Origin of the sequence: Nocardia mexicana NBRC 108244 (genome assembly GCF_001613165.1) — a bacterium.
Taxonomy (GTDB): Bacteria; Actinomycetota; Actinomycetes; order Mycobacteriales; family Mycobacteriaceae; genus Nocardia; species Nocardia mexicana.
In genome coordinates this window covers 23262-37836 of sequence record NZ_BDBV01000026.1, presented here as the reverse complement: position 1 = coordinate 37836, position 14575 = coordinate 23262, and the positions used below count along the sequence as shown (strand labels likewise).

The 14575-nt window shown below is 68.4% G+C and carries 10 protein-coding genes and 1 pseudogene; 6 read left to right on the top strand and 5 right to left on the bottom strand.

Going from position 1 to position 14575, the window contains the following annotated elements:
• The 3 genes and pseudogenes from NM1_RS43005 to NM1_RS11105 form a co-directional block, all read left to right on the top strand.
• A pseudogene (locus NM1_RS43005) lies at window positions 1-1444 on the top strand (ATP-binding protein); the annotation flags it as partial.
• Between the two features lie 210 nt (window positions 1445-1654).
• Window positions 1655-2071 carry a DoxX family protein gene (locus NM1_RS11110; protein ID WP_068017746.1) on the top strand — a complete coding sequence of 139 codons (417 nt, stop codon included), beginning with the start codon at window positions 1655-1657 and terminating at the stop codon, window positions 2069-2071.
• A 431-nt stretch (window positions 2072-2502) separates the two neighbouring features.
• Entirely contained in the window at window positions 2503-2955 is a 453-nt protein-coding gene (locus NM1_RS11105; RefSeq protein WP_068017743.1) for a universal stress protein, read from the top strand.
• Between the two features lie 128 nt (window positions 2956-3083).
• Here the strand turns inward: NM1_RS11105 and NM1_RS11100 are convergent, their stop codons facing one another.
• Window positions 3084-5324, bottom strand: a complete 2241-nt coding sequence (locus tag NM1_RS11100) for a HelD family protein (protein ID WP_084519416.1) — start codon at window positions 5322-5324, stop codon at window positions 3084-3086.
• A gap of 231 nt (window positions 5325-5555) precedes the next feature.
• Entirely contained in the window at window positions 5556-6887 is a 1332-nt protein-coding gene (locus tag NM1_RS11095) for a diguanylate cyclase domain-containing protein (protein WP_068017738.1), read from the bottom strand.
• On the opposite strand from NM1_RS11095, the gene NM1_RS43000 reads away from it, so the two are divergent.
• From NM1_RS43000 to uvrA, 3 genes are all read left to right on the top strand, one after another.
• Window positions 6792-7058 carry a hypothetical protein gene (locus NM1_RS43000; RefSeq protein ID WP_169814241.1) on the top strand — a complete coding sequence of 89 codons (267 nt, stop codon included), beginning with the start codon at window positions 6792-6794 and terminating at the stop codon, window positions 7056-7058. The two genes, NM1_RS11095 and NM1_RS43000, sit on opposite strands and share 96 nt — an antisense overlap.
• Window positions 7059-7154: 96 nt before the next feature.
• On the top strand, window positions 7155-8297 hold the full coding sequence (locus tag NM1_RS11090; RefSeq protein WP_068017763.1) for a beta-ketoacyl synthase N-terminal-like domain-containing protein: 1143 nt from the start codon (window positions 7155-7157) through the stop codon (window positions 8295-8297).
• Between the two features lie 234 nt (window positions 8298-8531).
• Window positions 8532-11504 carry an excinuclease ABC subunit UvrA gene (gene uvrA / locus NM1_RS11085; protein ID WP_068017736.1) on the top strand — a complete coding sequence of 991 codons (2973 nt, stop codon included), beginning with the start codon at window positions 8532-8534 and terminating at the stop codon, window positions 11502-11504.
• A 399-nt stretch (window positions 11505-11903) separates the two neighbouring features.
• Here the strand turns inward: uvrA and NM1_RS11080 are convergent, their stop codons facing one another.
• The 3 genes from NM1_RS11080 to NM1_RS11070 form a co-directional block, all read right to left on the bottom strand.
• Entirely contained in the window at window positions 11904-13247 is a 1344-nt protein-coding gene (locus tag NM1_RS11080) for a hypothetical protein (protein ID WP_068017733.1), read from the bottom strand.
• Window positions 13247-13468, bottom strand: a complete 222-nt coding sequence (locus tag NM1_RS11075; protein ID WP_068017731.1) for a hypothetical protein — start codon at window positions 13466-13468, stop codon at window positions 13247-13249. Before NM1_RS11075 ends, NM1_RS11080 begins: the two co-directional genes overlap by 1 nt.
• Before the next feature lie 163 nt (window positions 13469-13631).
• Window positions 13632-14333 carry an alpha/beta fold hydrolase gene (locus tag NM1_RS11070; RefSeq protein ID WP_068017728.1) on the bottom strand — a complete coding sequence of 234 codons (702 nt, stop codon included), beginning with the start codon at window positions 14331-14333 and terminating at the stop codon, window positions 13632-13634.
• Window positions 14334-14575: the final 242 nt, after the last annotated feature.

Genomic DNA, 14575 nt, shown 5'->3' with positions numbered 1-14575 from the left:
GCACGCGGCCCGCGGCGCCGCGCGGTCGACCGCGACGCACGCGCTCGGCTACGTGGTCGCGGCGGCCCTCCGCTGCGATGGCGGCGGCGCGCGGGCCGATGCGGCCGAACACTGGCAGGCCGCGGTCGCTCTGCACGAATTGGCCGGGCACGCAGGGGATTCGGCCGATGATGGTGATCGCCGCGCACTGGTGGAGGCCCTGTGCGCGCTCACCGGGAGCCTGGCCTACGGCGGCCGCACCCTGGCCGCGCGGGCCGTCCGGCAGCGCGCGGTGCAGCTGGCGTCGGACATCGATGACACGGCGCTGCGAGTGCGGGCACTCACCTGCTGGCGCGCGCCCGTGCTCACGGGAATCCGGGACTGGCGGGCACCGGACCGGTCTCTGACGCGATTGCTGGAATCGACTCTGGCGCAGGTGGATACACCGGCCGAGCGGGCCCGGGTGCTGGTGGCCCTGGTGCTGGAATCCGAGGTCGTCGGTGCCACCGAGCAGGTGCACCGCTGGGCGCGCGAGGCGGTCGACGCGGCCGAGGCGACCGGCGACCCGGAGCTGCTGTGTGCCGCGCTCAACGCGCTCGCCCACGTGATCACCGGCCCGGCCATGCTGGACGGCTGGGATCGCGTCGCGGACGATCTGCTGCGCGCGGCCCGGTCGGCGCGACTGCCCGAATATCAGGCCGTCGCCCACTATTTGCGGTTCCGCGCCGCCTGCCGGGTCTCGGACCTGCGCGCGGCGAGCCGTCATATGACCCGCGCACTCGAGTACGCGTCGGCCGGGCAACTGCGATCCCTGCTGGACATCCTGCCCGCGTTCTCGGCCGTGTCGGCGGTGCTGTGCGGCGACCTCGAGGCGGCCGAGGCGGAGTATCGGCGGTTCGACGCCCGGATGCGGCAGTCGGGCGTCGCCAACGAGGATGAGACGCTGCTGATCGGCGCGCTCACCGTGGCGTGGGCGCGCAACGACCTGTCCGGCCCGGCCGATCGGCTGGCCGCGCTGTACGAGGTCGAGCCGGAGCTGGTCGCCCAGATCTACGCGATGGCGCTGATCCACGCGGGGGACCGGGACGGCGCCCGCACCGTGTTCCGGCGTCATCCTGCGGTCCGCCGCGACTTCTACTGGCCGGTGATGGCGGCGTTCCGCGCGCGGGCTGCGGTGGCGCTCGGCGAAGTCGAGGTGGCCCGTGACCTGCTGGAGGAGCTGCGGCACTGCTCGGGGACCCTGATCGGACTGGCCGGTGGGACGGCTGTTTTCGGGCCCACGGACGGCGTGCTGGCTGATCTGGCGGATCTCGTCGGCGATCCCGCTGCCGCCGAAGTCTTCCGTGCCCGCGCCGCAGCTCTGCTGCGGCGTGCCCGGGCGGATCTGGAATCGCTGCAGCCGGATGTGCTGCACCACGGCCCCGGCGAAACCGAGCGCGCCGCGCCCGAACTGGTCTGCGGGTAACTCGCCGCCGCATACCGGCCTGAAAAGTCCCAGACCTCGGTATTCTCACAGGATGAGACGCCGGTGATCCCGACCGGCCCAGCATCGGCGGGCCGCTGTACTGCCGGGAATTTCTCGCCGGGAAGGTAGTTGAATACTGCATTACCAGCCCGGCAGGCGACCTGCCGTTGTGTACCGCCGTCCTGCCGACGACACAGAGGAGCGCTGTCCATGGATGTTCTGGTGCTGATCGGGCGGATCTTGTTCGTCGTGTTGTTCCTCGGTTCGGCGTTCGGGCATCTCAGCCAGCCCGACGCGATGGTGCCCTACGCCGAGAGCAAGGGTGTGCCCGCCGCGAAACTGGCGGTGCTCGGATCGGGTGTGCTGCAGGTGCTGGGCGCGGTGAGCATCCTGCTCGGCGTGTGGGCCGACCTCGGGGCGCTGTTGCTGTTGGTGTTCCTGCTGCCGACCGCGGTCCTGATGCATCCGTTCTGGAAGGAAACCGACGCCCAGGCGAAGCAGACCGAGATGATCCAATTCAACAAGGACCTCGCACTGGCGGGTGCGGCGCTCATGCTGTTCGCCTTCTTCGCGCACGTGTCCGATCTCGGATTGACGATCACGGGGCCGCTTTTCAGCCTCGGTTGATCGAACGGCGGAGGTATTCGCGGCAATACTCGGCATTTCCGGGCGAACTACCAGCGGCGGCGGGGACGGCACAATTGTGAAACCTCACGAACCGTCCCCGACCTGCGCCGGACCCGGGACAACGCGCCGCGGGGCAGCTCCCGGAAATGTGATGCTGTGACGAAAATCCCAGTGGCACAATACCGTTCGGTCCGGTGTTGTGGATCGCAACGGTACCCCGGAATACCGGAATCGCCGCTGGTAGTGCGGGTCCTTTCTGGGTCTCGTGCGCGAATGTGTGCTGCGTGTTACTCGGCACGCGGGTGTGATGTGTTGCGATTTGGGATATTTCCGGCCTGACACCGGTTATGGTCTAGCGCAGTTGCCGCGCGGTGTCCGCAGTAGCGGGCGAAACGCGCCGGCATCCGACCCGTTGCACGTTTGGAGGAGAGATGACCGCCTACCGATCCATTGTCGTCGGTACCGATGGCTCGGACTCGTCGTATGTCGCCGTCGAGAAGGCCGCCGCATTGGCCGGTGACGCGGGCGCCACCCTGTACATCGCCTGCGCGTACTACCCGACCGATGATCGCGATGTCGCGGCCGCGGCCGATGTGCTCAAGGAGGAGGCCTACCAGGTGCGCGGCTCCGCGCCGACCAACGAGATCCTGCGCATCGCGCGGGACCGCGCCGCCGCCGCGGGCGCCGCCAACATCGTGGAGAAGGCCATCGTCGGCGAGCCCGTGGAGTCGCTGCTGACCCTCATGAAGGAGGTCGAGGCTGACCTCTTGGTTGTCGGTAACCGAGGGCTCAACACTTTGACGGGGCGCCTGCTGGGCTCGGTGCCCTCGGACGTCGCCCGCAAGTCCCGCACGGACGTATTGATCGTGCACACCGTGCGCTGAGCTGCGCTGGCGCGGAACATGGCAGCCGTGAGCATTCACTTGCTCACGGCCGCTGTGGTTTTCGGTTGAACCAGTATGCTGGCTTGTCCAGCTAATTCAGCTCGTCCAGCTAATTCAGCTTGTCCAGCTCACTCAGCCTGTTTCAGCCTGCTCAGCACGTCGGGTAGCTCGCCTGTGTGCACCACCGATAACCGTTGCGTGGCGCGGGTGAGCGCCACGTAGAGGTCGTTCAGCCCGCGCGGGGATTCGTCGAGCACGCTGCGGGGCTCCACCAGGATCACCGCGTCGAACTCCAGACCCTTCACCTCCGAGACCGTCAGGACGCGGACGGAGTCACCGGCGAGTTCGGTGTAGTCGCCGACCTGTGCGTGCGGCGCGAGCACCGCGGTGATGCCGGGCCGCTCGGCCTCCGCATCCACCAGCCGCCGTACCGTCGCGACGGCATCGTCGGCGGCGACGCGGAAAGCCTCTGGCGGACAACCTGATTCGCGCACCGAGCGGGGGGCCTCGGCGTCCGGATCGACCGCTGCCAGCACATCGGCCGCCACCGCCATGATCTCGGCCGGGGTCCGGTAGTTGACGGTCAGCTCGGCAAGCTTCCACCGCTTGGCCACATACGGTTCCAGCATGTGCTGCCACGACGAGGCGCCCGCCGGATCGCCGGTCTGCGCGACGTCGCCGACCACCGTGACCCAGCGATTGGGAATGCGGCGCATCACCATGCGCCACGCCATCTCCGAAAGCTCTTGCGCCTCATCGACGATCACGTGGCCGTAGGTCCAGGTGCGATCCCCGGCGGCCCGCTCGGCGGTGGTCTGGCGGGTGCCGACGTGCTGGCGTTCGGCCAGCTGGCTCGCGTCGATCAGGTCGTAGGCCATCAGGATCTCGGGGTCCAGCTCGTCCTCGAGATCCTGTGGCGCGGAACCGGTCAGGATGTCCAGGGCGTCCTGCGCCTCGGCGAGCTGGGCGCGCCAGCGGCGGCGGGCTCGCTCCCGTTCCTCGGCGTCGTCGACACCGAGCAGCTCGGCCAGTTCGTCCAGCAGCGGCGCGTCCGCGGCGCTGAACCGCCCGTCGTCGGGGCGGTACAGCTCCTTGCGATCCTCCGGCGTCAGCTCCCCGGCGGCGCGGGCCAGGCGATCGGGATCGGCCCACAGCCCGGCCAGCACCTCCTGCGGCGACAGGATCGGCCACAGCTTCGCGATCTCGCGCTGGATGTCGGCGTCGGCGCGCATCTCGTCGCGGATCTCGGTGAGATCGGCCTGGCTGAGCAGATTCCTGGTGCCGCCGGTGATGTCGCGGCCGAGGATCTCGGCCAGCTGCTCGGTCAGCGCGTCGACCACCGAGGCGGCGAAGATGGGCCGCGCCAGATTGTGCGGCCGCCGCGACGAACGTGCGCGGCCGCGGGCCTTGGTGACGACCTTGCGGTCCAGCGTCAGGTCGTAGCCGTCGAAATGCAGCGGGATCGGTTCGCGCGGCACCTGCTGCCAGTCCCGCACGCCCTTCTTGAGCACCTCGAGCATGTCCGTCGAGCCCTTCAGCTCGCCCGCCCGCAGCGAATCCTCCAGCGCCGCACGCACTCCCGGATACAGGTCGCCGATGGTGGACAGCAGCACGCCGGTCTCGCCCAGCGACGGCAGCACCTGGCCGATGTAGTCGAGGAAGGTGGTGTTCGGGCCGATGATCAGCACGCCGGCCTTGTCCAGCTGCTGCCGGTAGGTGTAGAGCAGGTAGGCCGCGCGGTGCAGCGCGACGGCCGTCTTCCCGGTGCCCGGACCGCCCTGCACCACCAGCACGCTCTTGTGCTCGGAGCGGATGATGGCGTCCTGCTCGCTCTGGATGGTCTCGACGATGTCGCTCATATGCCCGGTGCGAGCGGCATTGAGCGCGGCGAGCAGCGCGCTCTCGCTGCCCACGCCACCGTCGTCGGAGTCGATCGCCCCGGCCTCCCGGGCGGCGTCGAGGTCCAGGAATTCATCGGTGACGGCGGTGACCTCGCGATTGCGCGAGCGGATGTGCCGACGCCGCGTGACGCCGTCGGGTTTCGCGGTGGTGGCGAGGTAGAACGGCCGGGCCAGCGGGGCGCGCCAGTCCAGCAGCAGGGTCGCGTAGTCGTCGTCCTCGTCCAGGATGCCGAGGCGGCCGATATACCGGACTTCGGCGGAGTTGTTGGTCTCGTTCGCCGCGAGGTCGTCTGTCATTGCGGCGGCCAGATCAATCCTGCCGAAGCACAACCCGTGCTCGGCGGCGTCGTACTTGGCCAGGTCCTCGGTATAGAGCTGCGTGAACGATTCGCGCTCGCTGCGTGCCTGCGGGGTGCCGCCCGCCTCCAATAGCACGGTCTTCAGGCGGCGCTGGGCATACTCGCGCATGGCGTCCAGCCGCTGGTACAGCCGCGTCAGGTGCTGCTGCTCGCGGTCGATGTCGGCGGCGCGGTCGGTGGCCGGGCGATCCTCGGTGAGGCGGTCGGGCAAGACGTCAACTCCTTGTCACCACGGGTCGGCCGCGGAGGGGCCGCGTGCAGAGAAAACAGAGTTGTCGAGTCTAGTTCGGCTTCGGCTCGCTCGCCGTAATCCCAGGTGAGGAGCCTGACACGCGCGCTTTCAGGAGGCGTGTGTGCTGTTCGGGCGGCGGCCCAGGGTGTTGTTCTCGCGGCGGGTGTCCGGTTTGGCGCGGTACATCGCCAGGTCGGCGTCGTGCAGGACGGCCTCGGGGGTGCGGGTGTCGCCGGGGTGCAGCGGGGTGACGCCGATGGAGGCGTCGACGTGGATGCGGTGGCCGCGGGCGATGATGGGCTCGGCCATGCTCTGCCGCAGCCGCATCACCAGCGTGTCCAGATCGACCGGCAGCGTGTGGCCGGACAGCAGCACCAGGAATTCGTCGCCGCCGATGCGGCCCACCACGTCGTCGCCGCGCAGGCTGCGCTGCAGGCGCTGCGCCACGATCTGCAGCACGGTGTCGCCGATGGCGTGGCCCAGTGAATCGTTGATGGTCTTGAAGCCGTCCAGATCGATGAACAGCACCGTCGACACCGGCAGCTCCTCGCTGGTGCCCAGCGCGGCCGCCAGCCGCGACAGCACCAGCGAGCGGTTGGCCAGCCCGGTCAGCGGATCGTGCGTGGCCTGGTACTCCAATTGCCTTCGGCTGGCCCGGAATTCGGTGATGTCGTTGAACGACGACACCGCGGGGGAGTCCGGGTCGCCGGGGTTCAGCAACCGGCTCGAACCCGACAGCCAGCGCCGCTGCCCGTCGGGCCGGTCCACCCCGAATACGTAGCGGGTGATGGTCTCGCCGGTGGCGAGGGTGCGGGCGACGGGGTGCCGCATCGGCGGCAGCGGCTGGGCGTTGGCGTCGAGCAGCGCGAGCGGCAGCGCGTCGATCCGGGTGCCGACCAGATCGCCGCCGTCGTGGCCGAAGATCCGCATGGCCGCGGGATTGACCGACTCGATGCGCCCGTCGCGGTCGATCACCACCACGCCCTCCTCGAGCTGCGAGACGACGGTGGTGAAGTGCTGTTCGGCGCGCTGCTGGGCGGCCTCGGCGTGGCGCTGGGCGGTGAGGTCGTGGATGACCACCTGGTAGGCGAGCCGATCGTGCCAGACGGTGAGCACCGAGACGGTCTCGACGTCGACGGTGTTGCCGTCGGTGCGGATGAGGGTCATCTCGGCGGGGTCGGACGCGTCGCCGGTGGCCTCGAGCCGGCCGATCCGCTCGAGCATGCCGGGGATCGACTTCGGGTCGACGAACTGGGTCACCGGCCGGCCTACGACCTGCTCGGTAGAATCGGCACCGAGTAGCCCTACTATTGCTGGATTAGCAAATACGATGATGCCGCGCTCATGGACCACGACCCCGTCGGGACTGTGCTCGACCAGGGTGCGGTACCGCTGGGCAAGCTGTTCGGCATCGACCGGATCGTCCCGGTCGTCACCCACCTCAACCACACGTACCCCCTGATCATCGATGATTTGCGTCAACGGCACATGGGATCATTCTGGTATCGACGTGTACAAGATCACAGCGTCGACGGTATTGGATCAGTCACAGTTCGGGCACTTCATCGGGCCCTGATTGGCGATCATTACAGCTACCGGTTTGCTCAGTGATGGCAGATTATTCGCTATCCGGCCCGGGACCGGTGAAGGAGCGATGCGATGCCGAGCACCACCACTCCGCAGCCCGCGGAACAGTATCAAGATCATATGACGATAGCCGGGATCGGTGTCGTCAGTGGGTACGGCTGGGGGCGCGAGACTCTCTGGCAGGGTCTGCTGAGCGGCAAGTCCGCGGCCCGGCTGTACCCAGGGTACGGCCCCGGCCGCGACGAGCACGCCTGGGTGGCCCGACTACCCGACGGCGGCGATCCGGCGGTCAGCCCGAGCCGCTACGCGCGCGCCATGCACCAGTCGGCGCGCGAGGCGATCGCCGACGCCACCGAGCGCGGCTGGCGGCCCGGCCGCACGGTGGGCCTGCTGCACGCGATCGTGCTCGGCGACGTCTACGACTGGCGCGATTTCTACAGCGTCGACCACGGCCATCGGCGCTCGCGCGACTACCTGCGATTACTCCCGTCCACCCCGATCGCGGTCCTGATGAAGGAGTTCGGCTTCCACGGTCCGTCGATGAACGTGTCGGCGGCGTGCAGTTCGGCCAACGTCGCGCTGATCACCGCGAAGCTGTGGCTGGACCAGGGTTTCGCCGATGATGTGATCGTGGTGACGACCGACGTGTCGGGCAGTCCCGACATGGTCGAGCATTTCGTGAAGATGGGGGCGGCGGTGTCGGATACCGAGCCGCTGGACGCGTGCCGTCCGTTCCAGGAGGGGAGCCGGGGCTTCAGCTTCGGTGAGGCGTCGGTGGCGTTCGTGGCCACCCGAGCCGCCGAGCGGCCCTACGTCTCGATGCTGGGCGGTGCCATGACCAACGACGCCCACCATGTGGTCTCGGTCGAGCCCAGTTTGGCGCAGTTCTTCGAATGTGCCCGCCGCGCACTGGATTTCGCCGGTGTGCAGGCTTCCGAGATAACCTACTACAACGCCCACGGGCCCGGCACCCGGCAGTGCGACGTCGCGGAGACGACGCTGCTGTCCGAGCTGTTCGCCGATCGCCCGCAGGTCTATTCGGTGAAGCCGCTGACCGGCCACTGCATGGGCGCGGCCGCGGGGGTCGAGGTCGCCGCGGCGGCGCTGGGGTACGAGCGCGGCGTCGTGCCCGCCGCGCCGATCGTCGCGCCCGCGCATCCGCGGCTGCTCGACGGGCCGACCCCGTTCGCGGGTGGCTACACCGTCAAGACCTCCCTCGGCATGGGCGGGCACAATTCGGTGATCGTGCTCGGCCCCGCCTGACGCGCGTAAGCTGGATCAGTGCGGTCGCGGGGGAGTCGCCGGTCATCCGCCGGTGTCCGCGGGAGCCGACGTGGTTGCGTAAGCCGCCCCCGGCCCCGCCGCTTCTGCCGATGATCGCGAAATCCCTGGTCCGGTGTCTCGATGCCCGCTCGAGCTCAAACTTGTCGGTGGGTGTGCTTAGCATGACGGCGGGGGAGTTCTGGACGCCGAAACACGATCGAGAAGGGACGGCCTGTGGCGGATCGCCTGACGGTGCGCGGAGCGCGGGAGCACAACCTCAAGGGGGTCGATATCGACCTCCCCCGCGACAGCCTCATCGTGTTCACCGGACTGTCCGGGTCCGGCAAGTCCAGCCTCGCGTTCGACACCATCTTCGCCGAGGGCCAGCGCCGCTACGTGGAGTCGCTGTCGGCCTACGCGCGGCAGTTCCTCGGCCAGATGGACAAGCCGGATGTGGATTTCATCGAGGGCCTGTCGCCCGCGGTCTCGATCGACCAGAAGTCCACGAACCGCAATCCGCGGTCCACCGTCGGCACCATCACCGAGGTCTACGACTACCTGCGCCTGCTGTACGCGCGCGCCGGCACCCCGCACTGCCCGGTCTGCGGCGAGCTGATCGCCAAGCAGACGCCGCAGCAGATCGTCGACCAGGTGCTGGCGATGGAAGCGGGCATCCGGTTCCAGGTGCTGGCGCCGGTGGTCCGCACCCGCAAGGGCGAATTCGTCGACCTGTTCGATCAGCTGAACACGCAGGGCTATTCGCGCGTCCGGGTGGACGGCGTGGTGCACCCGCTGACCGATCCGCCGAAGCTGAAGAAGCAGGAAAAGCACGATATCGAGGTGGTCGTCGACCGCCTCGCGGTGAAGCCGACGTCCAAGCAGCGCCTGACCGATTCGATCGAGACGGCGCTGCGGCTGGCCGACGGCATCGTGGTGCTCGATTTCGTCGACCGCGACGAGCACGCGCACGACCGTGAGCGCCGCTTCTCCGAGAAGCTGGCCTGCCCCAACGGCCACCCCCTCGATATCGAGGATCTGGAGCCACGCTCGTTCTCGTTCAACTCGCCCTACGGCGCCTGCCCGGACTGCACCGGCCTCGGCATCCGCAAGGAGGTCGACCCGGACCTGGTGGTGCCGGATCCCGACCTGAGCCTGAACGAGGGCGCGATCGCGCCGTGGTCGCGCGGGCAGACCGCCGAGTACTTCACCCGGCTGCTGTCGGGTCTTGCCGAGGCGGTCGGCTTCGCCATGGACACCCCGTGGAATCGCTTGCCCGCCAAGGCCCGCAAGGCCGTGCTGGAGGGCAGCAACGACCAGGTACACGTGTCCTACACCAACCGGTACGGCCGCAAGCGCTCCTACTACGCCGACTTCGAGGGCGTGATGCCGTTCCTGCAGCGGCGCATGGACAACACCGAGTCCGAGCAGATGAAGGAGCACTACGAGGGGTACATGCGGGATATCCCGTGCCCCGTGTGCCGCGGCGCGCGGCTGCGCCCGGAGATCCTGGCCGTCACGCTGAACTCCGAGGGCGGCCGCCGGTCCATCGCCGAGGTCTGCGACTTCTCGATCCGCGACTGCTCGAAGTTCCTCAACTCGCTCGAGCTGGGGGAGCGGGAGGCGGCCATCGCCGGGCAGGTGCTGAAGGAGATCCAGGCGCGTCTGGGCTTCCTGCTCGACGTCGGCCTGGAATACCTGACGCTGTCGCGGGCGGCGGCGACGCTGTCGGGCGGTGAGGCGCAGCGCATCCGGCTGGCCACACAGATCGGCTCCGGCCTGGTCGGCGTGCTGTACGTGCTCGACGAGCCCTCGATCGGGCTGCACCAGCGCGACAACCGCCGCCTGATCGAGACGCTGTCGCGGCTGCGGGATCTCGGCAACACGCTGATCGTGGTCGAGCACGACGAGGACACCATCCACTCCTCGGACTGGGTGGTCGACATCGGCCCGATGGCGGGCGAACACGGCGGCCAGGTCGTCTACAGCGGCCCCTACCAGGGTCTGCTGAAAGACCCGAATTCGCTGACGGGCGCGTACCTTTCGGGCCGCGAACAGATCGAGGTGCCGATGGTGCGGCGCCCGGTGAACAAGAAGAAGCAGCTCACCGTCGTCGGCGCCAACGAGCACAACCTGCGCGGCATCGACGTGAACTTCCCGCTGAGCGTGCTGACCGCGGTCACGGGCGTCTCCGGCTCCGGCAAGTCGACCCTGGTGAACGACATCCTGGCGACGGTGCTGGCCAACAAGCTGAACGGCGCCCGGCAGGTGCCCGGCCGCCACACCCGCATCAACGGCCTGGACAACCTGGACAAGCTGGTGCAGGTGGACCAGTCGCCGATCGGCCGCACGCCGCGCTCGAACCCGGCCACCTACACCGGTGTGTTCGACAAGATCCGCACCCTGTTCGCCGCGACCACCGAGGCCAAGGTGCGCGGATACCAGCCGGGCCGGTTCTCGTTCAACGTGAAAGGCGGCCGTTGCGAGGCATGTTCGGGCGACGGCACGCTGAAGATCGAGATGAACTTCCTGCCCGACGTCTACGTCCCGTGCGAGGTGTGCCACGGCGCCCGGTACAACCGGGAGACCCTCGAGGTGCACTACAAGGGCAAGACGATCGCCGAGGTGCTCGACATGTCCATCGAGGAGGCGGCCGAATTCTTCGAGCCGGTCACCTCGATCCACCGGTACCTCAAGACGCTCGTCGACGTCGGCCTCGGCTACGTCCGGCTGGGCCAGAGCGCGCCGACGCTGTCCGGCGGTGAGGCGCAGCGCGTGAAGCTGGCCGCCGAACTGCAGAAGCGTTCGACCGGCCGCACCGTCTACATCCTCGACGAGCCGACCACCGGCCTGCACTTCGAGGACATCCGTAAGCTGCTCGGCGTCATCAACGGCCTGGTCGACAAGGGCAATACCGTGATCGTCATCGAGCACAACCTGGACGTCATCAAGACCTCGGACTGGGTGATCGATATGGGCCCGGAGGGCGGTTCGGGCGGCGGCACCGTCATCGCACAGGGCACCCCGGAAGATATTGCGGCAGTGCCGGAAAGCTACACGGGGCAGTTCCTGAGCGAGGCGCTGGCGGTGCAGCCCGCTGCGTCAGGGGCCGGAAAAACCAAGGCTGGGACCACCAAAACGGGAGCTACCAAGGCCGGGGCCACGAAGACGAAAAAGGCCCCAGCCAAGCGCAAAGTTGCGGTCGGCTGAGTTGTCGAGGAAGCTGTCGGCCGCCCGTCCTCACACCGCGGTGGCCCTGACGGATGCCAGTCATCCCCGCGCACGCGGGGATCGAGTCGTGACGTAGGAACGTGAAGTCTCGACTCGGTCCCGGCGTTCGCCGGGATGCCGGTGACGGGACGAGTACACCGCCCGCCAGTGAAGGTTAGGCCGCTCCAGGCCGCGATTGAACTCAGCAGCCCCGCCGCTCAGGACTTGGGTTGCTCCGTGGCCGCGTTGGAACTCCGCCCGCGCTGGATCTCAGCCGCGCCGTTCAGGACTTGGGTTGCTCCGTGGCCGCGATTGAACTCCACCCACACTGAAACTCAACCGCGCCGTTCAGAACTGGGGTTGCTCCGTGGCCGCGTTGGAACTCAGCCGCGTTGGAATTCAGCCGCGCCGTTCAGAACTGGGGTTGCTCCGTGGTCGCGTCGGCACCCAGCCGCGCTCGAAATCAGCACTGCCCGGCCCGTGCCTGCGCATCTGCCGCCGCCGGAAGAAGACCTCTTCGACCGAGATCGTCGGGATCGCGCCGCGGAGGATGTTCAGGCGGGGGTCGGTCGCGGTTTCGTCCAGGTGGCGTTGCAGGGCGGTGCGCCGCTCGGCGGGCAGCGCCGCCCAGATCGCGCCGATGCGCGCCTGCACGTCGGCGTCGGCGTCGGCGATGAGGTCCAGCAGCTTCGGCCACAGTCCGGCCTCGGTGGCACGCTGCGGCAGCTGTCCCACCGTCGGCTCGGGGAGCTGGGATAGTAGGCGGGCGAGCATCCGCTTGCTGCCGCCGTCGAGGCGCACCCCGAGTTCCAGCAGGCCGCGCCAGCTGTCCGGCCGGGTGCGGCCGTCGAGCGCGCCGACCAGGCCGGTCAGCGTATCCGTCTCGGCGACAACCGGATTCGCGGCCATCCGGTCCAGCGACAGCGGGCTCAGCTGGCCGGTGAACGTCAGCAATTCCGCCGTCACACCCATGCGCCCGGCATTGCTGACGAGCGTCCCGATCGACGCCGTCGACCCGATGCTGAACAGGATGTCGCCGACCGCGCCGACCACGTCGGTGTCGCAGCGGGCGAATACGGACAGCGCCGCCGACTGCAATTCGGGTGACCCGATGAGGACGGTGTGCACCATCCGCGGAACTCGCTGCGCGGGCCCGGTGAGCAGCTGCCGCATGATCGCACTGATGCTCGCCGCGGAATAGGCGAAGGCGGCGGAGAAGATCATGCCCTCGTCGTCGGGTACGCCCCGTTCGACCGCGGCGATCAGTTCGGGAGTGGCGGCGCCGAGGAACGGTCCGGCCGTTACGTAGTCGCGGCGGCGCAGCACCTCGTTCACGACCTCGATCACCGACTCGGTCGGCGCGATCTCGGCCACGGTGCCGATCGTCCTGGTATCCAGATACGGGGCGCAGTCGGCGACGTACGACGTGCGCAGCAGCGTCAGCGTTTCGGATGCCTTGCGGGGGTGGTCGATGCCGACGGCGCCGGCGGCCCGGCCGGTCATCATCGGCGGCACGATCCGCTGCACCAGGGGCATCGAGATGCTCAGCGGGATGAACGGCACCAGCTTGCTGATCCGGCGGAACGTCTCGGCATGCTCGTCGAAGATGACGGCCGCCATTCGCTGCTGCAGGTCGTGCAGGTGCTCGGCGCCCAGGCGCTCCAGATGGGCCAGCCGATGCGGGGATACGTGCAGGGTGCGCGCCAAGAGAATGATCTGGGCGCGGGTTACCAGCTCACTCATCAGCCGACGGCATCTCCGAACATGATCCGCTTGGTCACTCCGCGCAGCGGTTTCGGCAGCGCGCCGACCATCCCGTCGATCGATTCGGCCAGGGCGAATCGCTCCTGTTGCCGGGCTGCCTGAAACAGCGCGAGCAGATCCGCGGTCTCCCCATCGGAGAGTTGGTCCAGCGCTGCCGAGGGGCCGCGCAGTTCGCGTTCGAGGTCTCTTCTGGCGGTCATCCTGCTCCTGAAACTCGCCCCTTGGCAGCTGTGTGTACCCCCGAAGACATCCGTCGAATCATACGAGGGGTTGCCGCAGATGTTTTCAGAAATGGGCGAATTCCACTACGCACCAAGCAAAAGCAGTACGGATATGGGTGCGCTCACAGTGCAACAGGACAGTTCAGGGGTTGGCCGCGGTATGGATCAGCTCCGCCAGCTCGGCGGGACGCGACCACATCGGCCAGTGCCCGGTGGGCAGGTCGATGTACTCGGCGTCGATGCGTGCCAGCTCGGCGAACAGGGCCAACTCGCCCGCGTCGCGCAGCTGCCGCACCAGATCCGACGAATAGCTGGTGCAGATGATCGTCGCCGGAATCGCAAGCCGCGCCGGGGAATCGCTGAGTTTCAGCGGCGCGCCCGCGATGCTCGCCGGTTCGGAGACCGCCCGCTCCCGGAACCGGGCCAGCGCGGCCTCGTCGAGCCCCTCGATGCTGTTCCCGGTGGCCTGCAACCGCTCCCAGTCCGGCAGCGGGAGTTCGCGCGCCGACCCCAGCCCGGGGAGGACGGCGTACCCGTCGGGCATCGGTGCGGTGTCGACGTAGACGGTGCGCGAAAACCGTTCCGGCGCAATATCGGTGGCAAGGTAGGCAGGCAGCGCACCACCCGAATGCGACACCAGCACCGGAGCATCCGGGCCTGCGGCATCCAGAATTGCCCGCGCCTGCGTCTCGAAGCTCGCCGACAACCGCTCGGGATCGGCGGGGTCGAGCCCGGGCAGCGTGAGTGCGTGCACCTTGTTGCCTCGTCGCCGCAGATCGTCGGCGACCTCGTCCCACGCCCACGCGCCGAGCCAAAACCCCGGCACGAGAAGTATGTACGCCATCCGCCGAGCATCGCACGGCTGTGTTTTCGAAGCGAGTCATCGAAGCGGCGCTCCCGCGAAGCGCCAGACTGTGTTCCTGCAGGGTGCCTGGTGGTGTTCCTGCGGGGTGTCTGGTTGGTATTTCTGTGAGGTGTCGGGTGGTGGGTGTTCGCGCGAGGTGTCGGGTGGTGTTTGCGTGAGGGTGGGGCGGTGTTTGCGCGAGGTGTCGGGTGGTGTTTGCGTGAGGTGTCGGGTGGTGTTTG